Source organism: Variovorax sp. 10L426, from assembly GCF_056395305.1.
In genome coordinates this window covers 47,128-65,087 of sequence record NZ_JBFTJF010000015.1, presented here as the reverse complement: position 1 = coordinate 65,087, position 17,960 = coordinate 47,128, and the positions used below count along the sequence as shown (strand labels likewise).

General features: G+C 65.2%; 17 protein-coding genes and 1 riboswitch. Of the genes, 12 read left to right on the top strand and 5 right to left on the bottom strand.

The features are described from left to right. Nucleotides 1-22 precede the first annotated feature (22 nt). Nucleotides 23-1,270, bottom strand: a complete 1,248-nt coding sequence (locus tag AC1DHL_RS21420) for an FAD-dependent oxidoreductase (protein ID WP_478163283.1) — start codon at nucleotides 1,268-1,270, stop codon at nucleotides 23-25. 79 nt (nucleotides 1,271-1,349) lie between these two features. Continuing rightward, nucleotides 1,350-1,456: riboswitch (glycine riboswitch) on the bottom strand. A 137-nt stretch (nucleotides 1,457-1,593) separates the two neighbouring features. Further along, nucleotides 1,594-2,328 carry a helix-turn-helix domain-containing protein gene (locus AC1DHL_RS21415; protein ID WP_478163282.1) on the bottom strand — a complete coding sequence of 245 codons (735 nt, stop codon included), beginning with the start codon at nucleotides 2,326-2,328 and terminating at the stop codon, nucleotides 1,594-1,596. Nucleotides 2,329-2,451: 123 nt separating this feature from the next. Between AC1DHL_RS21415 and AC1DHL_RS21410 the strand changes: the two genes are divergently transcribed. The 7 genes from AC1DHL_RS21410 (at nucleotide 2,452) to AC1DHL_RS21380 (ending at nucleotide 9,051) form a co-directional block, all read left to right on the top strand. Further along, complete coding sequence (locus tag AC1DHL_RS21410) at nucleotides 2,452-3,294, top strand: hypothetical protein (RefSeq protein ID WP_478163281.1); 843 nt, start codon at nucleotides 2,452-2,454, stop codon at nucleotides 3,292-3,294. A 25-nt stretch (nucleotides 3,295-3,319) separates the two neighbouring features. Beyond that, nucleotides 3,320-5,272 (top strand): MFS transporter, encoded by a 1,953-nt coding sequence (locus AC1DHL_RS21405; protein ID WP_478163280.1) that lies wholly within the window; start codon nucleotides 3,320-3,322, stop codon nucleotides 5,270-5,272. A gap of 10 nt (nucleotides 5,273-5,282) precedes the next feature. Further along, a complete protein-coding gene (locus AC1DHL_RS21400; protein ID WP_478163279.1) occupies nucleotides 5,283-5,945 on the top strand; it encodes a phosphatase PAP2 family protein in 663 nt (220 codons plus the stop codon). Nucleotides 5,946-6,048: 103 nt separating this feature from the next. After that, nucleotides 6,049-6,534 carry a YiaA/YiaB family inner membrane protein gene (locus AC1DHL_RS21395; protein ID WP_478098911.1) on the top strand — a complete coding sequence of 162 codons (486 nt, stop codon included), beginning with the start codon at nucleotides 6,049-6,051 and terminating at the stop codon, nucleotides 6,532-6,534. A gap of 59 nt (nucleotides 6,535-6,593) precedes the next feature. Next, entirely contained in the window at nucleotides 6,594-7,031 is a 438-nt protein-coding gene (locus AC1DHL_RS21390; protein ID WP_478163364.1) for a hypothetical protein, read from the top strand. A gap of 92 nt (nucleotides 7,032-7,123) precedes the next feature. After that, nucleotides 7,124-7,912 (top strand): DUF2145 domain-containing protein, encoded by a 789-nt coding sequence (locus tag AC1DHL_RS21385; RefSeq protein ID WP_478099164.1) that lies wholly within the window; start codon nucleotides 7,124-7,126, stop codon nucleotides 7,910-7,912. Nucleotides 7,913-7,962: 50 nt separating this feature from the next. Next, nucleotides 7,963-9,051, top strand: a complete 1,089-nt coding sequence (locus AC1DHL_RS21380) for a serine endopeptidase (RefSeq protein ID WP_478163278.1) — start codon at nucleotides 7,963-7,965, stop codon at nucleotides 9,049-9,051. Here AC1DHL_RS21380 and AC1DHL_RS21375 read toward each other — a convergent pair. Further along, the gene (locus tag AC1DHL_RS21375) at nucleotides 9,024-9,803 is read right to left on the bottom strand and encodes an SDR family NAD(P)-dependent oxidoreductase (RefSeq protein ID WP_478163277.1); all 780 of its coding nucleotides are present in this window, start codon (nucleotides 9,801-9,803) and stop codon (nucleotides 9,024-9,026) included. The genes AC1DHL_RS21380 and AC1DHL_RS21375 overlap by 28 nt on opposite strands. 86 nt (nucleotides 9,804-9,889) lie before the next feature. Here AC1DHL_RS21375 and AC1DHL_RS21370 point away from each other — a divergent pair, with 86 nt between their 5' ends. Then, entirely contained in the window at nucleotides 9,890-10,828 is a 939-nt protein-coding gene (locus AC1DHL_RS21370; RefSeq protein ID WP_478163276.1) for an aldose 1-epimerase, read from the top strand. On the opposite strand, the gene tgt is transcribed toward AC1DHL_RS21370, so the two are convergent. Next, nucleotides 10,825-11,997, bottom strand: a complete 1,173-nt coding sequence (gene tgt / locus AC1DHL_RS21365) for a tRNA guanosine(34) transglycosylase Tgt (RefSeq protein ID WP_478098905.1) — start codon at nucleotides 11,995-11,997, stop codon at nucleotides 10,825-10,827. The genes AC1DHL_RS21370 and tgt overlap by 4 nt on opposite strands. A gap of 3 nt (nucleotides 11,998-12,000) precedes the next feature. Then, a complete protein-coding gene (gene queA, locus AC1DHL_RS21360) occupies nucleotides 12,001-13,041 on the bottom strand; it encodes a tRNA preQ1(34) S-adenosylmethionine ribosyltransferase-isomerase QueA (RefSeq protein WP_478098903.1) in 1,041 nt (346 codons plus the stop codon). An 85-nt stretch (nucleotides 13,042-13,126) separates the two neighbouring features. Here queA and recG point away from each other — a divergent pair, with 85 nt between their 5' ends. From recG to ubiA, 4 genes are all read left to right on the top strand, one after another. Then, complete coding sequence (gene recG / locus AC1DHL_RS21355) at nucleotides 13,127-15,241, top strand: ATP-dependent DNA helicase RecG (protein ID WP_478098902.1); 2,115 nt, start codon at nucleotides 13,127-13,129, stop codon at nucleotides 15,239-15,241. 134 nt (nucleotides 15,242-15,375) lie between these two features. Further along, on the top strand, nucleotides 15,376-16,341 hold the full coding sequence (locus tag AC1DHL_RS21350) for a LysR substrate-binding domain-containing protein (RefSeq protein ID WP_478098900.1): 966 nt from the start codon (nucleotides 15,376-15,378) through the stop codon (nucleotides 16,339-16,341). Between the two features lie 104 nt (nucleotides 16,342-16,445). After that, nucleotides 16,446-17,033 carry a Dps family protein gene (locus AC1DHL_RS21345; RefSeq protein ID WP_478098899.1) on the top strand — a complete coding sequence of 196 codons (588 nt, stop codon included), beginning with the start codon at nucleotides 16,446-16,448 and terminating at the stop codon, nucleotides 17,031-17,033. A gap of 7 nt (nucleotides 17,034-17,040) precedes the next feature. Next, on the top strand, nucleotides 17,041-17,940 hold the full coding sequence (gene ubiA, locus AC1DHL_RS21340) for a 4-hydroxybenzoate octaprenyltransferase (protein ID WP_478163275.1): 900 nt from the start codon (nucleotides 17,041-17,043) through the stop codon (nucleotides 17,938-17,940). The last annotated feature ends 20 nt before the right edge of the window (nucleotides 17,941-17,960 follow it).

The following is a 17,960-nucleotide window of genomic DNA, read 5'->3' as shown; positions in this document are numbered from 1 at the left end:
TAGGGGCGCCGCGCCCGGCTGGCTACAGCCCTCTGAAGGCGAAGTCGAGTTCGGGCCGCAAGCCGCTGACGATACGGGCGATCGATTTGCTCGCGCCGCAGGCGTGCGTCCATGTCGCCGTGCCCGGGGCGGTATTGAGGAACAGGTTGGGGACTCGCGTCTTGCCGACCATTGGCAGCCGATTGCGGCTCACCGCGTGCATGGCGGTTTCGAACGAAGCCTGCGCGGTGTCAGTCATGCCGGGAAACAGCGCCTCGATGCGCCTGAGGATCGCTTCGAAGCGGTCCGAGTCTGGCTCGCTCTGCTCGTCATGGCTCACGCGCACGGTGGAAGAAACCCGGAGATAGACACCGTTGGCGTTCTCGACGCGTGCGATTCGAAGCTTGCCCTGTCGGTCGTGCAGCACGATGTGCGGTGCGTGCGCGGCGTCCCTGACCGGCATCGTGGCGATGTACTCGCGAACGAAATTCAGCGGCATGTCGATGCCAAGGTCTTCCGCATGCGGAACGCTCGATGCGCCCAGGGCGAGAACATAGGACTGCGCGCGCACGGTGGTGGGTTGTCCTTGTGCATCCAGCAGGTCGACATGACTGATGCGGCCGTCACGCGTCTTCAGCGAGACCACGGTGTGCTTCATCATGAAGCGCACACCGGCCGCGCGGCAAAGAAAGACGATGCTTGCCGCGAACTGGGCGGGATCGCGTGCCGGGTCCTCGAGCGAGAAAGTCGCTCCGGCGAGCTTGCTGCCGACGGCATGCAATGCAGGCTCCAGGCCCGTGGCCTCTTCGGCGGAGAGCAGACGTTCCTCGCAGCCGAGTTCGGACCAGTGGGGTGCGCGGGCCATGCGCCCATGGAAGGCTTGGGCGTCGGTGAAGAAGTTCATGAGCCCGTTCGAGCGCGGCCGTTGCGACATGCCGGCCTCGTCACGCAGCGCACGTGCGCTCTCGCGGCTGTAGGCGGCGAGACGCACCATGTGCTCAAGCGGGTCGCGTTTCGCCGGTTCGCCAATGGCTCGGTCGAGCAGCTTGGCGATGCGATGACGCACCTTTGCGCGCAGGCGGGACCAGCCGCCTTCTGTTCGTCGCGCATAGGCCGAATCCGCTTCGGAGCGTTGCAGCGCAATCGCAGATTCGCTGGGTTCGGCCCGGCCCCGGGCCTTGGCGGCGGGGGTCGCGTGGCGGTCCACCACGATCACCTCGTGACCGAGTTGCTGAAGGTAATAGGCCGTCGTTACACCGAGCAAACCGGCGCCGAGCACAACCACGCGCATGTCCGAATCCTTTTGGGATGGCATGAACGGCGGGTGTTGGTGCTTACTGTGCAAAGCGCCGAGACCCGGGGTTCAGACTGCCGCTCCCCCTGTCTCCTTTACCTGAGAGTTTCATCCGCTGCGCCATGCAGCGGACTTGCTCCGTCGGTGCACCACGTCGCGTGGCGTCTCTCCAGTCGGCGATTGATCAATGTGAGGCAGTCACCGAACCGCTGTTGCGGTTCACCTGAGCGTTCATGGGAGTTTGCGCCAACGGTGGGACGACGAATGCGTCCGCTTTTCTGCGGGGCGAATTTTATAGAGGAAACCGGTTTCTGTGTGTTTCAGGCCCTGCGCAGACGCGTGAACAATTCGAACTCCCAGTTGCGCATGCCCAGGAGCAGGGTGTAGCCCTCCCGCTCCTTGGGCGACAGCTTCTGGTCGGTCTGGTGCTGCTGGGCGAAGTCCTGTGCAACGCGCTGCAGGCGGTCCAGGAAGGCAGGCGCCAGCGATTTGCTGATCGATCCATGCACCAACAGGAGGCCTTCGGCCGGGCCGTCGAAGCCGCCGCGGTAGTAGTCGAGCACGACGTTCTCGCGAAAGAAATCCATCACCGGGCCGTGCGGGCGCCATCGGAAGGTCTTGGCGAGCTTCAGGCGGTAGCGGTTCAGCGGACGCAACTCGATGATGCCGATGCGGTCGAGTTGCGCCAGGTAACCGATGCATTCGGCCTCGGTGATGCGGTAGGCGCCGACGATCTGCTCCAGCGTCCATTGGCTCAGCACGCAGATGGCGAGCAGCAACAACTTCTTGTCCCTGACGACAGCTTTTTCTTGCTCGAGCGTCAGTTCCTTGAGCAAGGGCTGGGCGTCCGCCACGCGGCGGGCGAGTTCCGCGAAATCGATCTTGAGCGCCCGGCAGATCGCGTCGACCCGCGTCAGCGGCATGTCGCCCTTGGCGAGCATCCGCTTCACGCTGGATTCGGCCATGTCCAGCGACTTGGCGAGATCCGCGTAAGTCATGTGGGCGTTCTTGAGTTCGTTCTTGAGGGCGACGACCAGATCGACAGTGGTGCTCATGAGGTGGTGGTATTGCCGGCTGATACCGGGGGTGGTGAAAAAGTGCTCCGTATCGATTCTCGATGCCAGGGAGGGGGTCGGCAACCTAGATTGCGCCCATCGAGCTATTCATCGGAGTCCGTCATGCCGCTGTCGTCCTTCTCCAACCGTGAACGTTGCCTCGTTTCGCTGTTCGCGCTGCTCCTTTTGGCCGCAATCGCCGGGCCGGTCCTTCCGGCCTCTGGCCTCGCCGGGGCGCCGTTCGCCGATCGCCATGCCTGGCACGGCCTGCCAAATGCGATGGATGTGTTGAGCAACCTGCCCTTCGTCGCGATCGGCATCTGGGGCCTGCGCTGGCTGCATTGGCTCGATCGCGCGCACGAAGACGCGCTCGACGCCGCACCGCTGCCCCAAGCGGGCGCTCACCTTCCCGTGAATGCGCTCGATTGCGCCTGGGTGTTCTTTGCCGGCCTGATCCTGACCGCTGCCGGGTCCGCCTTCTATCACCTGCAGTCCGATGGCATGCGCCTGGCAGCCGAACGCGCAGGCATGGCGGTGGCTTTTTCGGGCCTGGTCGGCCTGGCGGTCTGCGAGCGAGTCAGCGCACGCGCCGGATGGCCGGCCGCATGGTTCACGATGGTCGGCGGCCTGCTGGCGGCGGCCGTCTGCCACAGGACCGGGAATGCGCTGCCCTGGGCGCTGGTGCAGTTCGGTGGCATGGCGCTGATCGTGATCCTCTCGCTGGCAAAGCCGTTGAACGGCGCCATCGGGCTGAAGTTGGGATGGGTGATCTTCTTCTACGCCATGGCCAAGTTGTTCGAGGTGTCGGATCAGGCCATCTATGACGTCACGCAGGACCTGATATCGGGTCATAGTCTCAAGCATTTGACCGCTGCATTGGCGGCGCTGCCGGTGTTGCACGGGCTCCAGGCGATGGGTCGTCAGACCCTGCGGCACAATCCGGGCGCAGCCGCAGTGACGGCTTGAGGAACCCGCCAGCCAGGCTTTGCGAATGACCACAACTGCCAACGCATCATCCTCCCCCATGCCTGATACGCATGCGCACGCCAACCAGTTCGCGCTTCTGGGCCAGCGGCGCTTTGCGCCGTTCTTCTGGACGCAGTTCGCCGGCGCGGCAAACGACAACCTCTTCAAGTTCGCCTTCACGGTCATGGTGACCTACCAGCTGCAGCTCAGCTGGATGCCGCCGGCCATGGCGGGGCTTGCGATCGGGGCGCTGTTCATCCTGCCGTTCCTGCTCTTCTCGGCGACGTCCGGGCAGCTCACGGACAAATTCGACAAGACGAAGATGATCCGATTCGTCAAGAACCTCGAGATCGTGATCATGCTGATCGCGGCATGGGGTTTCATGCGGGCGGACGCCGCGGTGCTGCTCGGCTGCGTCTTCCTGATGGGACTGCATTCCACCTTGTTCGGGCCGGTCAAGTTCGCGTATCTCCCGCAGGTGCTGGACGCGCGCGAGCTCACGGGCGGCAACGGCATGGTCGAGATGGGCACCTTCGTCGCCATCCTGCTCGGCCAGGTCGCCGGCGGTCTCCTGGTCGCTGTACCGCATATCGGCCACACCTCGGTGGCCCTGGCCTGCGTGCTGCTCGCGCTGGCAGGGCGCGGCGTGGCACAGGCGATTCCGCGCGCGCCCGCCACCGATCCGGAGCTTCGGATCAACTGGAATCCCGTGAGCGAGACCTGGCGCAACCTCAAGCTCGCGCACGGCAACATCGTGGTGTTCCGTTCGCTGCTGGGGATCTCGTGGATGTGGTTCTTCGGCGCCATCTTCCTGAGCCAGTTTCCGAGCTTTGCGAAGGAAGTGCTGCACGGCGACGAGCAGGTGGCCTCGCTGCTGCTGGTGGTCTTCTCCATCGGTATCGGCATCGGATCGCTCCTGTGCGAGACGCTGAGCCGCCGCCAGGTGGAGATCGGCCTGGTTCCGCTCGGAGCCATCGGCATGAGCGTGTTCGCGATCGACCTGTACTTCGCGTCGCGTGCGCTGCCTGCGCTCGGCGATCTAGGGCTGGGCGGCTTCCTGCGCGAGAGGGCGCACTGGCGCGTGATGGCCGACCTCGGGCTTCTGTCGCTGTTCGCGGGGCTCTACAGCGTGCCGATGTATGCGCTGATCCAGTTGCGCAGCCAGCCCACGCACCGGGCGCGGATCATTGCGGCCAACAACATCCTCAATGCGCTGTTCATGATCGCCAGCTCAATCATCGCGGGCGCACTGCTGAAGGCGGGCTTCACGATCCCGCAGATCTTCCTCTTCACCGGCATCGCCAACGCGATCGTCGCGTTCTACATCTTCATGCTGATGCCCGAGTACCTGCTGCGCTTCGTGGCCTGGGTGCTTTCGCGCTTCGTCTACCGCTTCGACGTCAAGGGCGATGAACACATTCCTGCCCAGGGTGCGGCGGTGCTGGTCTGCAATCATGTGAGCTTCATCGATGCGGTGCTGCTCATGGCGGCGAGCCCGCGTCCGATCCGCTTCATCATGGATCACCGCATCTTCCGCGTACCCGTGCTGGGCTGGCTGTTCCGGCTGGCCAAGGCCATTCCCATTGCGCCGCAGAAGGAAGACCCCGTCGCCTACGAGGACGCATTCGCACAGGCGGTGCAGGTGCTGCGCGAGGGCGATCTGCTCGCCATCTTTCCCGAAGGCGCGATCACCCGCGACGGCAAGCTGCAGCCCTTCAAGGGCGGCGTGATGAAGATCCTGGAGGCCGCGCATGCCGAAGGTATCGACGTGCCCGTGATTCCCATGGCGCTGACCAATCTCTGGGGGTCGTATTTCAGCCGCGTCGAAGTGCGGGACGGGGAAAACGTCGCCATGGTTCGGCCGTTCCGGCGCGGCGCATTCAGCCGCGTGGGGCTCAACGTGGGCGACGCGATGCGCCAGGCCGATGTCCAACCCGAAGTCTTGCAGCGGCGCGTGAGCGGACTCCTGAGCGCATGATGCCCGCCTGATGCCGCTGCCCTTCCCCCATTGGTTCTGGGCCACTGTCACCTGGTTCGGTGACAGTGGCTTTCTGCTGCCTGTGGCACTGTGGATTGCGGTATGGCTCGGCGTCCGTGATACAACCCGGCCGTCGGCCTGGCGCTGGGCGCTTCTGTTCGGCTTCGGGTGCTGCGTGATCGCTTTGTCCAAGATCGCGTTCCTGGGCTGGGGCATCGGCATTGCCCGGATCAACTTCACCGGCTTCAGCGGGCACACGGCGCTCTCGGCCAGCGTGTGGCCGGTCGCATGCTGGCTGGCCGCCTCGCAGCAGGCGCATCGCGTCCGCGTCGCTGCTGCGTCGTTCGGGCTGGTGTTTGCCGTGTTCATCGGAGCGTCGCGGCTGGCGCTGTACGCACATTCCAAATCGGAAGTGGCGGCCGGCTTCGCGCTCGGCATGGCGGTCAGCGGCGCCTTTCTCTTGTGGCAGCACCGACTGCCGCACCCGCGGTTGAGCTGGACGCTCGTGGTGCTCAGCCTGGTCACGCCGCTGGCGTTCCTGCATCCCGGCACACCGGCACCCGCGCAGGACGTGCTCGAGGTGATTGCGATGCGCCTCGCCCGAACCGACCGGATCTACACGCGCGACGATCTGCTCGCGCGCCGGTCAAAGCCGCAGGCCAGTATCGAGTAGCGATACCGGAAGCGCTGGAAGTCGCCACTGGTTCGTTAACTTGTTCCGCGAGGTTCAGGTGCGAACCATCATCCGCGCACTTTCACTTCGCCACGAGGCTTCCATGCAGACCACCTCTTCGAATGTTTCCATCCAACGCGATACGCGTGCCTGGCAGCTCCAGGTCTGGGTGTCGTTCGGGCTCGCCGTCTTCCTTTGTGCGACCGGCCTGGGCTGGCTGCCCGGGCAAGCGCTCGATCGCGCATTCATGGTGATGGGTTACGTGTTCTGCCTCTCGGCCGCCTTCGTGCTGGCCAAGTCGTTGCGCGACAACCAGCGCGGCGGCGTGCGGGCCGCCGGCGAAACGCCGATGTGGAAGCTGGTCGTCTGGGGCGGCTTCTTCACTGCGATGGGGCTGACCGGCTGGGGCCTCCTGCGGATGGAGGTCAGCGAAACCTACAAGGCGTTTCTCGGCGTGAGCTGGCTGTTCCTGATCAGTTCCGCCTTCACGCTCGCCAAGACGCTGCGCGATCGTCACGAGGCCGACCTTGCCGATGCGCGCATCCGGGGCCGTCGCGAGGCCCGCTCCGAGATTGCGGCGGCCGAATGAGCCGCCAACCTGTCCTCCACATGTCCAGGAGACCCATCATGAAGCAGTACTTCATCACGATGCTCTTTGCGCTCGGTGCGGCCTTCGCCAACGTGGCCATCCCTTTATCGGCGCATGCGCAGAGCGAAGCGTCTGCCGCCTTGTCGATGTTGCCGGTCGCCTCGGTCGTGGGCACCGCCTCGGTCGCCGGGGCCGCGGCGAGTGCCGCAGTGGCGGTACCGGCTGCGCTGTCGGTGGCCGGCGCAACGCTGACGGTGGTTGCGGTCGAGGCGTCGGTCGACGGCACCGTCTACCTCCTGGAGCGCGCATCGGACGGTGCGAGGGCCACCGTGAAAGTGCTGGGCCGCGCCGCCAATGGCTCCGCGGTCGCGATCGGAAGCACCGTCACTGTCAGCGTGATCGGCAGCGGTGTCGTGCTCTCGGCGGCGGGTGAGGTGCTGGCCTTCGTGCCCAACGCGCTCGGCCGCGCGCTGCTTTACAACGAGAAGTTGTCATGAGGCGGACCCCCACCAATTTCGGGCCGTATGAGCGCGAATACCAGGCCCGCGTTTCGCTCACCCGGCGCATCCTGAAAGCAGTGGTGCAGCTGATCCTGACGGCGGTTGTCGTCGCGCTGGCCGGGACGTTCCTGTTCCCGTTGAACGCCCATGCCGGTCGATCGTGCGAGCCGGCGAAGCCCACTGCGGCGGCGGTCATGAAGGGCATGCAACTCGCCGAACGGACGGTGCAGCAGCTCGACGCGAGCGGGGCAAAGGTCGTTTTCCTGGCGCGGGCCGGACAGGACTTGAGCAAGTACGGTCTGCGCTATTCGCACCTCGGTTTGGCCTACAAGACGAACGCCGGAACCTGGCGCGTGGTCCACAAGCTCAATCTGTGCGGTACCGCGGTCGCCGCCGTGTACCGGCAAGGTTTGGGCGAGTTCTTTCTCGATGATCTGTGGCGCTACGAGGCGGCCTGGATCGTGCCGACGCCGAGCGTGCAGGCGCAACTGCTGGCGGCGCTCAACGAGTCTCCAGCGCGCATCATCCGCTTGCACACCGCGCCCTACAGCGTCGTGAGCTATGCGTGGGGCTTGAAGTACCAGCAGTCGAACCAGTGGGCCATCGAGACGCTCGCTGGCGCCATGGAGCCAGCCGCCATCGCAAGCCGCGAGCAGGCGCAGGCCTGGCTGCACTTCAAGGGATACGAGCCGACGACGCTCCGGCTTGGGCCGCTCACGCGCCTCGGCGGTCGCGTCGGATCGGCCAACGTCGCCTTCGACGACCATCCCAACGAGAAGCGCTTTTCCGATCGCATCGAGACGGTAACCGTGGATTCGGTCTTCGCCTGGATGCCCCGCACCGGACTCGGTGCCGCGCCCGTGGTGCTGAAGCTTTAGACCAGAATCGCGACGTCCGGAACCTGAATCCCCAATCCAGAAGGAACTCGATGAGCAAGTCCCTGCGCCTGTCCGAAAAGTGGTTTCGCCGCGGCCTTTGGGTGGTGGCGCTGGTGTTCGCCAGCTTTCTCATCGGACTGGGCAGCACGATCGTCGGAGATCTGCCGCGCGTCGAGCACAGGCTCGACCTCGACGACTTCATCGACCACGCCGCGGCCGACCCGCTGCGCAACACCGTCCGCGAAGCCGAGCGCGTGGAGCAGGATGCGGCACGCGAACGGGAGCAGGCGGACCTCAAGCTCCTTACCGCACGGCAGGCGAGTCGCGCAGCGCGCGAGACCTTCTCGAACTGGATCGCAACGCGGCACGCCACCGCGCAACCCGACCAGGACACTGAACTTGTCTCCCGCACCAAGGCGCTGGATGCGCTGAAGCTCAAGGAGGATGAAGCGGAACGGGCTGTGGGTGCGCAACGGCAGGTTGCGCTCGACGCCCGACAGTCGCGCCAGCGCGCCCAACAGCGGCTCGCCGAGTTGGAGGACCAGGCGCGCACCCGGCTGGATGCGGAAAACCGTCGCGTCGAGCTGCGCGTGTTCAGCTATCGCCTGGCACTCACCCTGCCGCTGCTCGTGATCGCGGGCTGGCTGTTCGCGAAGAAGCGCAAGAGCACCTGGTGGCCATTTGTCTGGGGCTTCATCTTCTTTGCGCTGTTCGCGTTCTTCGTCGAACTCGTGCCGTACTTGCCGAGCTACGGTGGGTATGTGCGCTATGCAGTGGGCATCGTGGTGACGGTGCTCGTCGGGCGGTATGCGATCGTGGCGTTGAATAGGTACCTGGCGCGCCAGAAGCTCGCCGAGGCGCAGCCCGACACAGTGCGTCGCAACGAGCTGAGCTACGACACCGCGCTGGCCCGGCTCGCCAAGAGCGTGTGCCCGGGATGCGAGCGGCCCGTGGACTTGAAGAACACCGAGATCGACTTCTGCCCGCACTGCGGCATCGGGCTGTTCGATCACTGCCACGTATGCAAGGCGCGCAAGAGCGCCTTCTCGAGGTTCTGCCACGCCTGTGGCGCCGGCGCGATGGCGGCCGATGCGCTGCGCGATCTGCCCCCTCAGGTCCAGCCGGCGTCGACGACGTAGTCCTGCGCAGTACACATCTTCGAATCGTCCGCCGCGAGGAAGAGCGCCATGCTGGCAATGTCCTCGGCCATCACGCGACCGGGGAGGCACTGCGCGGCATCGATCTCGGCACCGGATTCGGGCTTGACCCAAAGGCGCAATTGCCGCTCGGTCATCACCCAGCCCGGAACGATCGAGTTGACGCGGATGTTCTGCTTGCCGAGGTCGCGCGCCAGCGATCGGGTCAGTCCGCGCGCCGCGGATTTGCAGGCCTGGTAGACCGGATAGCCGCGGCCCTTGATCATCCAGCTGATCGATCCGAAGTTGATGATCGAGCCGCCGCCAAGCGCGCGCATGTCGTCTGCCACCGCCTGCGCGGCAAAGAACTGGTGCTTGAAGTTGACGGCGACCAGCCGATCGAAGTCGTCGCTGGTGACGTCGGCCATCTCGTGGCGGCGGTCGTTGGCCGCGTTGTTGACGAGCACCTTGATCGGCCCGAAGCGCGCCCGCGCCGCGGCGATCGTGGCATGCAGTGCGGTCACATCCGTCACATCGCATTCGAGAAAGAGCGCTTCGTTTTCCGTGCCCAGCTGGCTCGCCAGTGCTCGGCCTGCTGTCACGTCGAAATCGCAGAAGGCGACGCGAGCGCCTTGCCCGTGGAAGGCGCGCACCAGCGCTTCCCCGATGCCGCTCGCGCCGCCGGAGATGAAGACCGTGCGGCCGACCAGCGATGGATAGCGCGCCGACGGGGAAGGGGAGGTCGATTCGGTCATGAAGGCATTTTGACCCTCGGCGGTTCAGCTTTGCCACCCGTGTGAACGAGAATGCCGCGATCACGACGATCCATGGTGCGAATCGCATGAAAGAGAACAAGACGAGCTTGGTGCAGCTTTCCGCGGGCTCCGTACGGCTGGTGCTGGTGCCGGAACTGGGTGGTGCCATCGGGGCGCTCTATGACGAACAGGCCGACGCGCGCTTCCATTGGCTTCGACCGGCGACCGACGACGCCTTGGCGCGACGAGATCCTTTCGCGATGGCGAGCTTTCCGCTCCTGCCCTGGTGCAACCGCATCAGGGACGGTCGCGCGCACTTCGGAGGCCGCGACATCGCGATCGCAACGGGGCACCCCGCCGGACCTTCGGGCAAGCACCCACTGCACGGCATCGGATGGATGCGGCCCTGGAAGGTCGCTCAGTCTTCGCCGACCCAAGCCAGACTCGAGCTCGCCGTCGAAGCTGACACGCAGTGGCCTTGGCGCTTCGAGGCTTCGCAATCGTTCGAGCTCGATCCCTCCGGGCTGCGCTGCACTGTCACGCTGACCAACCGCGACACGGCCCCCATGCCGGCCGGGATCGGCCATCACCCCTACTACCCCCATCGCGCTGGCACGCGTTTGCAGACGACGACCGCAGCCATGTGGCGCGGCGATGCAGAGGTGATGCCGGTGGCGCTCGAGCCGACGCCGGAGGCGGATCGCTTGCGCGACGGGGTGCTGCTGTCAGAACTCGACCTGGACAACAACTTCACCGGTTGGTCGCGCACGGCCCGCATCGATTGGCCCAATGAAGCGCGATCGCTGGTGATGTCGGCCGAGCCGCCGTTCGATTTCTTCGTGCTGTACTGCCCGCGCGGAGCAGATCACTTCTGCGCCGAGCCGGTGAGCCAGTGCACCGATGCGATCAACCTGTCGGGCCATCACGGGCCGGGCGAACTCGGCGGCGCGGTCCTCGCGCCGGGAGAGTCGCTGTCTGGGAGTTGGGCCCTTCGCGACCCCGGAAGTAGTGTGAACAGGCCCTAAATGCCGCGTGCGCGGTCGGCCTTGAACTGCGCGCGGAATTCGGTGAAGCGGCCGGCGTCGAGCGCTTCGCGAATCTCGCGCATCAGGCTCAGGTAGTAGTGCAGGTTGTGGATGGTCGTGAGCATCGGCCCGAGCATCTCTCCGCACCGGTCGAGGTGATGCAGGTAGGCGCGGCTGAAGCCGTCGCGGCCGCCCTCGTTCCACGGCACGCCCGACGTGCCGGCGCACGCATGACACGTGCAGCTTGCGTCGATCGGGTGCGGATCGCTCTTGTGGCGCGCATTGCGCATCTTGAGGTCGCCATAGCGCGAGAACAGCGTGCCATTGCGGGCGTTGCGCGTCGGCATCACGCAGTCGAACATGTCGACACCCTGTGCCACGCCTTCGACCAGATCCTCCGGCGTGCCGACGCCCATCAGATAGCGCGGCTTGTCGGCCGGCAATTTGTGCGGCGTGTGCGCCATGATGCGCAGCATTTCGTCCTTGGGCTCGCCCACGCTCACGCCACCGATCGCATAGCCCGGGAAATTCATGTCCACCAACTTCGCGAGCGATTCTTCGCGCAGGTTCTCGAACATGCCGCCCTGGACGATGCCGAAGAGCGCATTCGGGTTTTCGAGTCGCGCGAATTCGGTCTGGCAGCGATGGGCCCAGCGCAGGCTGAGCTCCATGGACTTGCGCGCCTCGGCTTCCGTCGTCATGTGGCCTTGTGTCTCATAGGGCGTGCATTCGTCGAACTGCATGACGATGTCGCTGTTGAGGATGGTCTGGATCTGCATCGAGACTTCGGGTGTGAGAAACAGCTTGTCGCCGTTGACCGGCGAGGCGAACTTCACGCCTTCCTCGCTGATCTTGCGCATGGCGCCCAGCGACCACACCTGGAAGCCGCCGGAGTCAGTGAGGATGGGCTTGTTCCACTTCTCGAACTGATGAAGGCCGCCGAAGCTGGCCATCACGTCGAGGCCAGGGCGCATCCAGAGATGAAAGGTGTTGCCGAGGATGATCTGCGCGCCCATCTCTTCGAGACTGCGCGGCATCACGCCCTTGACGGTGCCGTAGGTGCCCACGGGCATGAAGATGGGTGTCTGCACGGCACCGTGGTTCAGCGTGAGCGTGCCGCGCCGCGCGTGGCTTGACGGGTCGGTGGCGAGGAGTTCGAAGTTCAGCATGGATCAGTGCTTTCTGGCGAGGAGCATCGCATCGCCGTAACTGAAGAAGCGGTAGCGCTCGCGGATGGCGTGGGCATACAGCGCCATGACGTGTTCGTAGCCCGCGAAGGCGCTGACCAGCATCATGAGCGTGCTCTTGGGCAGGTGGAAGTTGGTAACGAGCAGATCGACATGCTCGAAGGCAAAGCCGGGGGTGATGAAGATGCGCGTGTCGCCGGCGGCCTCGCCGCTCTTGGCCCACGATTCGAGCGTGCGGACGGTGGTGGTGCCGACGGCGACGATGCGACCGCCGCGGCCCTTGGCCTCGGCGATTGCACTTTGGGTGGCGGCGGGCACTTCATAACGCTCGGCGTGCATCGTGTGCTCGGCGATGTTCTCCGTCTTGACGGGCTGGAAGGTGCCGGCGCCGACGTGAAGCGTGACGTTGGCACGTTGCACGCCGCGGGCTTCCAATTCGGCGAGCAGGGCCGGGTCGAAATGCAGCGCTGCCGTCGGCGCGGCCACGGCGCCGGGCACGCGGGCGAACACTGTCTGGTAGCGGCTTTCGTCGTCAGCAGAGTCGGTGTGCGTGATGTAGGGCGGCAGCGGCACGTGGCCGCAGCGGGCCATCAATGCGTAGGGGTCTTCGCCCGACGGGCTTTCGAAGCGGAAGCGGAAGAGGGCGCCGTCTTCCTCCGGCCAGCGACCGAGCAGCTTGGCACTGAAGCCGCCGACCATGGTGAGCGTGGTGCCCACCTGCGGCTTCTTGCTGACTTTCATGTGCGCGACGACTTCGTCGCCTTGCAGCACGCGCTCCACGAGGAGTTCGAGTTTGCCGCCGGTTGGCTTTTCGCCGAAGAGCCGCGCCTTGACGACGCGCGTGTCATTGAAGACAAGCAGGTCGCCAGGCCTGAGCAGCGACGGAAGGTCCCTGAAGATCCGGTCGACCGGTGCGTCGCCGGAGCCGTCGAGAAGTCGGGAAGCGCTGCGTTCTGCGGCGGGATGCTGGGCCACCAGTTCGGGCGGCAGGTCGAAATCGAAATGGGAAAGCGTGAAGTCGCGCATGGTGCTTGAGGGCCGGACAGGCCCGTGCCAAGGAGGCGGGGGAACGGATTCGGAATGAATGCGAAGAGGCGGGCAGAATTGTCCCATGCCTGTCGCCGCCAAGCCTTCGTCCCCGGAAAAGCCTTCAGCAGCGCCGCCGCCCTCGCCCGGCACGGGACTGAGCGCCATCCAGCGCGCGCTTCGCAAGCTTGGCCTGCAGCGCGACATCGATTTCGCACTCTATTTGCCGATGCGCTACGAGGACGAAACGCGCGTCGTTCGACTGGCGGACACGCGCGACGGCGACATGGCGCAGATCGAGGCCGTGGTGACCGAGAGCGAGGTCGTCTTTCGCCCGCGCCGCCAATTGATCGTGACCGTCGACGACGGCAGCGACACCTGCCAATTACGCTTCTTCAATTTCTATCCGTCGCAGCAGAAGCAGCTTGCAGTCGGCTCGAAGGTGCGCGTGCGGGGCGAAGTGCGCGGTGGATTCGTGGGGCGCCAGATGATGCACCCCGCCGTCAAGGCTGCCGGCACTGCGTTGCCGGAAGCATTGACGCCGGTCTATTCGACGATCGCAGGGCTGGCCCAGCCGGTCTTGCGGCGCGAGGTCCGCTCGGGCCTCGCACGGGCTGTGCTCGACGAGACGCTCCCGGCAGGCGCTGCCCCGCAAGGCGCTTGGGACCTCCGTCGCGCACTCACCTTTCTCCACTACCCAGCGCCCGATGTCGCGATCGCCACGTTGGAGGATCACAGCCATCCAGCCTGGCAACGGCTCAAGGCGGACGAACTCCTGGCGCAGCAACTTTCGCAACTGCAGGCACGACGTGCGCGCGCAGCCCAGCGCGCGCCGGTCCTTGAAGTCGACGCATCCGGGGGTGCACTCCATCGCGATCTGTTGGCTGCGCTGCCATTTGCGCTGACGGGGGCACAGCAGCGTGTCGGCGGCGAGATCACGCGCGATCTCGCGCGAGAAATTCCGATGCACAGGCTGCTCCAGGGCGATGTCGGATCAGGCAAGACCGTCGTGGCCGCGCTCGCTGCCGCACGCTGCATCGACGCGGGCTACCAATGCGCGCTGATGGCGCCAACCGAAATCCTCGCGGCCCAGCATTTCGGCAAGCTGGTGGGCTGGCTCGATCCGTTGTTGGCCGAGCACGGCCTGCGCGTCGCCTGGCTCACCGGCAGCCAGAAGAAAAAGGAGCGCGACACGATGATGGCTGCGGTCGAGAGTGGCGAGGCGGCCCTTGTCGTTGGCACCCACGCGGTCATCTCCGAAAAGGTGCGCTTCAAGAACCTGGCGCTCGCAGTCATCGACGAGCAGCATCGTTTCGGCGTGGCCCAGCGGCTGGCCCTTCGCGGCAAGGCGAGCGGCGATTTCGAGCCGCATCTGCTGATGATGAGCGCCACGCCGATTCCCAGAACACTCGCGATGAGCTACTACGCCGACCTCGACGTGTCCACGCTCGACGAACTGCCGCCCGGCCGTACACCGATCGTCACGAAGCTGGTCGCGGATCACCGGCGGGACGAAGTCATCGACCGCATTCGTGCCCAGCTCGAGCAGGGTCGTCAGGTCTACTGGGTGTGCCCCTTGATCGAGGAAAGCGAGGCCGTGGACCTGCGCAACGCGACCGAAACCCGCGACGAATTGGCCGAAGCGCTCGGCGCCGAAGTCAGCGTCGGCCTTTTGCACTCGCGCATGCCCACCGCCGAGAAGCAGGTGGTCATGGAGAGCTTCACGGCCAGCCGCCTGCAGGTGCTCGTCAGCACAACAGTGATCGAAGTCGGCGTCGACGTGCCCAATGCGTCGCTGATGGTGATCGAACACGCCGAGCGCTTCGGCCTGTCCCAGTTGCATCAACTGCGAGGCCGCGTCGGTCGAGGCGCGGCCGCATCCGCCTGCGTGCTCCTCTACGCCCCCAATGAAGGCGGCCGAGTCGGAGAAGCAGCCCGAGCCCGTCTCAAGGCCATGGCCGAGACCAGCGACGGCTTCGAAATCGCAAGACGCGACCTGGACATCCGCGGCCCCGGCGAATTCCTGGGCGCCCGCCAATCCGGCGCCCCGCTGCTCCGCTTCGCCGATCTCACCACCGATGCACTCCTTCTAGACTGGGCCCGCGAACTGGCCCCCAAAATGCTGGACCGTCATCCCGACCTGGCCCAAAAACACGTAGACCGCTGGCTAGGAAGCAAAGCCGAATACCTGAAAGCATGATCACCAGGCCAGCGAAGCCAGCCCGTTCCGGAAACACCGTGGAACCGGCTTGGCCGGGCCACCGGTGTTGCCCCCGGTAGGGGGTGGGCGGCTACACGAAGTGAGCCAACCTGGGGGCGAGCAATAATTTCTCTATGACTCTGACCGAACTCAAATACATCGTCGCGGTCGCGCGAGAGCGGCATTTCGGCAAGGCCGCAGAGGCCTGCTACGTGTCGCAACCGACTCTGTCCGTGGCGATCAAGAAGCTGGAGGACGAACTCGAAGTCAAGTTGTTCGAGCGCAGCGCTGGCGAAGTCACGGTCACGCCGCTCGGCGAACAGATCGTCCAGCAGGCCCAGAGCGTGCTGGACCAGGCGGCCAGCATCAAGGAAATCGCCAAGCGCGGAAAGGACCCGCTGTCCGGCCCGTTGAACCTCGGTGTGATCTACACCATCGGCCCGTACCTCCTGCCTGACCTCGTGCGCCAGAACATCGCGCGCACGCCGCAGATGCCGCTGGTGCTGCAGGAGAACTTCACGGCCAAGTTGCTCGAAATGCTGCGCTCAGGCGAGATCGACTGCGCCATCATGGCCGAGCCCTTCCCGGATACGGGCCTGGCCATGGCACAGCTCTACGACGAGCCCTTCATGGCCGCATTGCCGGCCCATCATCCGCTGGCGAACAGAGAGTCCGTGACTTCCGACGAACTCAAGAAGGAGACCATGCTCCTGCTCGGCACCGGCCACTGTTTTCGCGACCACGTGCTGGAGGTTTGCCCGGAGTTCGCTCGCTTTTCAAGCAACGCCGAGGGCATCCGGAAGAGCTTCGAAGGCTCGTCGCTCGAGACCATCAAGCACATGGTGGCCTCCGGCATGGGCGTCACGCTCGTGCCGCGCCTGTCGGTGCCGGCCGATGCCCTCAAGCCCCGGTCCAAGGGGCGCAAGGAGCCGGAACAGATCGTGCGGTACCTCCCGGTCCTCGACACGCAGGGTGGAGACCCGCCGACGCGCCGCGTGGTGCTGGCCTGGCGGCGCAGCTTCACGCGCTACGAGGCCATTGCGGCGCTTCGAAACGCGATCTATGCCTGTGAGTTGCCGGGCGTCAAGCGCCTCTCCTGAAAAACGCGCCATTGGCCTACGAACGGGACCTCCGCCGGACGCAAAGGCTGCGATAGAGTGCGGCTTTCCAGACGTCAATTCACTTGAAGAAAGAGCTCACCGCCATGGCAAAAGTCGTGAAGAAACCCAAGTCTCCCGCCACCGCCGCTCCGTCTGCCGGAAAGGTGCCCAAGAAGGGTGGCGTTGTCGTCGCGGAGGCGTCGGGCAGCCGCAATGCACCGATCATCAACATCGGCATCGAGCGCCAGGATCGCGCCGCCATCGCCGAGGGGTTGAGCCGCGTGCTGGCGGATACCTACACGCTCTACCTCACTACACACAATTTCCACTGGAACGTGACAGGGCCGCACTTCAACTCGCTCCACGCGATGTTCATGACCCAGTACACCGAGCTGTGGGCTTCGACGGATGTCATCGCCGAACGTATTCGTGCGCTGGGTCACTACGCGCCCGGCTCGTACGCCGAATTCAGCAAGATCGCGACCGTGCCTGACGTTCCGCAGAGCCCACCCAAGGCCATGGAGATGGTGCGCATCCTGGTCAAGGGCCATGAAACCGTCTCGCGCATCGCGCGCGAATTCATTCCGGTTGCCGAGGAAGCGGGCGACGATCCGACCGCGGACATGCTGACCGCGCGTTGCACTGTGCACGACCAGACGGCCTGGATGCTGCGTTCCCTGCTTGAAGACTGACGCACCCATGATGCCCGCCGCTGGGCCATTCCAACCCGCGCCCGCGCCGCATCGCGGGCGCTTTGCGCTGTACCTCGACCTGATCCGATGGAATCGTCCAGCGGGGTGGCTGCTGCTTCTTTGGCCGACATTGGGTGCATTGTGGTTCGCCGCCGAAGGATGGCCGGGGTGGCATCTGCTCGCAGTGTTTGTCGCAGGCACCATCCTCATGCGCAGCGCGGGCTGCTGCGTGAACGATGTGGCCGACCGCGATTTCGATCGTCACGTCAAGCGGACGGCGCAGCGGCCAGTCACCAGCGGTGCGATCTCTGTCGGAGAGGCGCTTACGGTCGGCGCGGTCCTGGCGCTCGCCGCCTTTGCGCTGGTCCTGACGACCAATCGTTTCGCGGTTCTGTTGTCCTTCGCTGCGCTTGCCGTGACGCTGATCTATCCGTTTGCCAAGCGGTTTGTGTCGATTCCGCAGGCTGTCCTGGGCATCGCGTTCAGCTTCGGCATTCCGATGGCGTTTGCGGCCGTGCGCGGCAGCGTGCCTGAACTCGCCTGGTGGCTGCTCGCCGGCAACTTGTTCTGGGTGCTGGCGTACGACACCGAATACGCAATGGTGGATCGCGACGACGATCTGAAGATCGGCATGAAGACCTCGGCTATCACATTCGGGCGCTTCGATGTCGCGATGGTCATGGTGAGCTATGCGATCTTTCTGGCTGTATGGGCCGCCGCCGGTGCCGGTAGATCGCTGGGCGCAGTCTTTCATGTGGCGATAGCCATCGCCGGTGCACAGGCGCTATGGCACTGGCGCCTGATTCACGATCGCACCCGCGACGGGTGTTTCAAGGCCTTCCGACTCAATCATTGGCTGGGCTTCACCGTATTTGCGGGCGTCGCGGCAGGCTACTTGCTGCGTTGAGGCGGCCGTCGACCGCCGAA

Bases quoted from the DNA above. Each gene is read 5' to 3' on its own strand.
- AC1DHL_RS21390 (WP_478163364.1), top strand. From the start codon at position 6,594: ATGCTCTTTGCGCTCGGTGCGGCCTTCGCCAACGTGGCCATCCCTTTA.
- tgt (WP_478098905.1), bottom strand. From the start codon at position 11,997: ATGCTGAACTTCGAACTCCTCGCCACCGACCCGTCAAGCCACGCGCGG.
- AC1DHL_RS21345 (WP_478098899.1), top strand. From the start codon at position 16,446: ATGGCAAAAGTCGTGAAGAAACCCAAGTCTCCCGCCACCGCCGCTCCG.
- AC1DHL_RS21370 (WP_478163276.1), top strand. From the start codon at position 9,890: ATGAAAGAGAACAAGACGAGCTTGGTGCAGCTTTCCGCGGGCTCCGTA.
- AC1DHL_RS21410 (WP_478163281.1), top strand. From the start codon at position 2,452: ATGCCGCTGTCGTCCTTCTCCAACCGTGAACGTTGCCTCGTTTCGCTG.
- queA (WP_478098903.1), bottom strand. From the start codon at position 13,041: ATGCGCGACTTCACGCTTTCCCATTTCGATTTCGACCTGCCGCCCGAA.
- AC1DHL_RS21395 (WP_478098911.1), top strand. From the start codon at position 6,049: ATGCAGACCACCTCTTCGAATGTTTCCATCCAACGCGATACGCGTGCC.
- AC1DHL_RS21380 (WP_478163278.1), top strand. From the start codon at position 7,963: ATGAGCAAGTCCCTGCGCCTGTCCGAAAAGTGGTTTCGCCGCGGCCTT.
- AC1DHL_RS21420 (WP_478163283.1), bottom strand. From the start codon at position 1,270: ATGCGCGTGGTTGTGCTCGGCGCCGGTTTGCTCGGTGTAACGACGGCC.
- AC1DHL_RS21415 (WP_478163282.1), bottom strand. From the start codon at position 2,328: ATGAGCACCACTGTCGATCTGGTCGTCGCCCTCAAGAACGAACTCAAG.
- AC1DHL_RS21400 (WP_478163279.1), top strand. From the start codon at position 5,283: ATGCCGCTGCCCTTCCCCCATTGGTTCTGGGCCACTGTCACCTGGTTC.
- recG (WP_478098902.1), top strand. From the start codon at position 13,127: ATGCCTGTCGCCGCCAAGCCTTCGTCCCCGGAAAAGCCTTCAGCAGCG.
- AC1DHL_RS21350 (WP_478098900.1), top strand. From the start codon at position 15,376: ATGACTCTGACCGAACTCAAATACATCGTCGCGGTCGCGCGAGAGCGG.
- AC1DHL_RS21405 (WP_478163280.1), top strand. From the start codon at position 3,320: ATGACCACAACTGCCAACGCATCATCCTCCCCCATGCCTGATACGCAT.
- AC1DHL_RS21375 (WP_478163277.1), bottom strand. From the start codon at position 9,803: ATGACCGAATCGACCTCCCCTTCCCCGTCGGCGCGCTATCCATCGCTG.
- ubiA (WP_478163275.1), top strand. From the start codon at position 17,041: ATGATGCCCGCCGCTGGGCCATTCCAACCCGCGCCCGCGCCGCATCGC.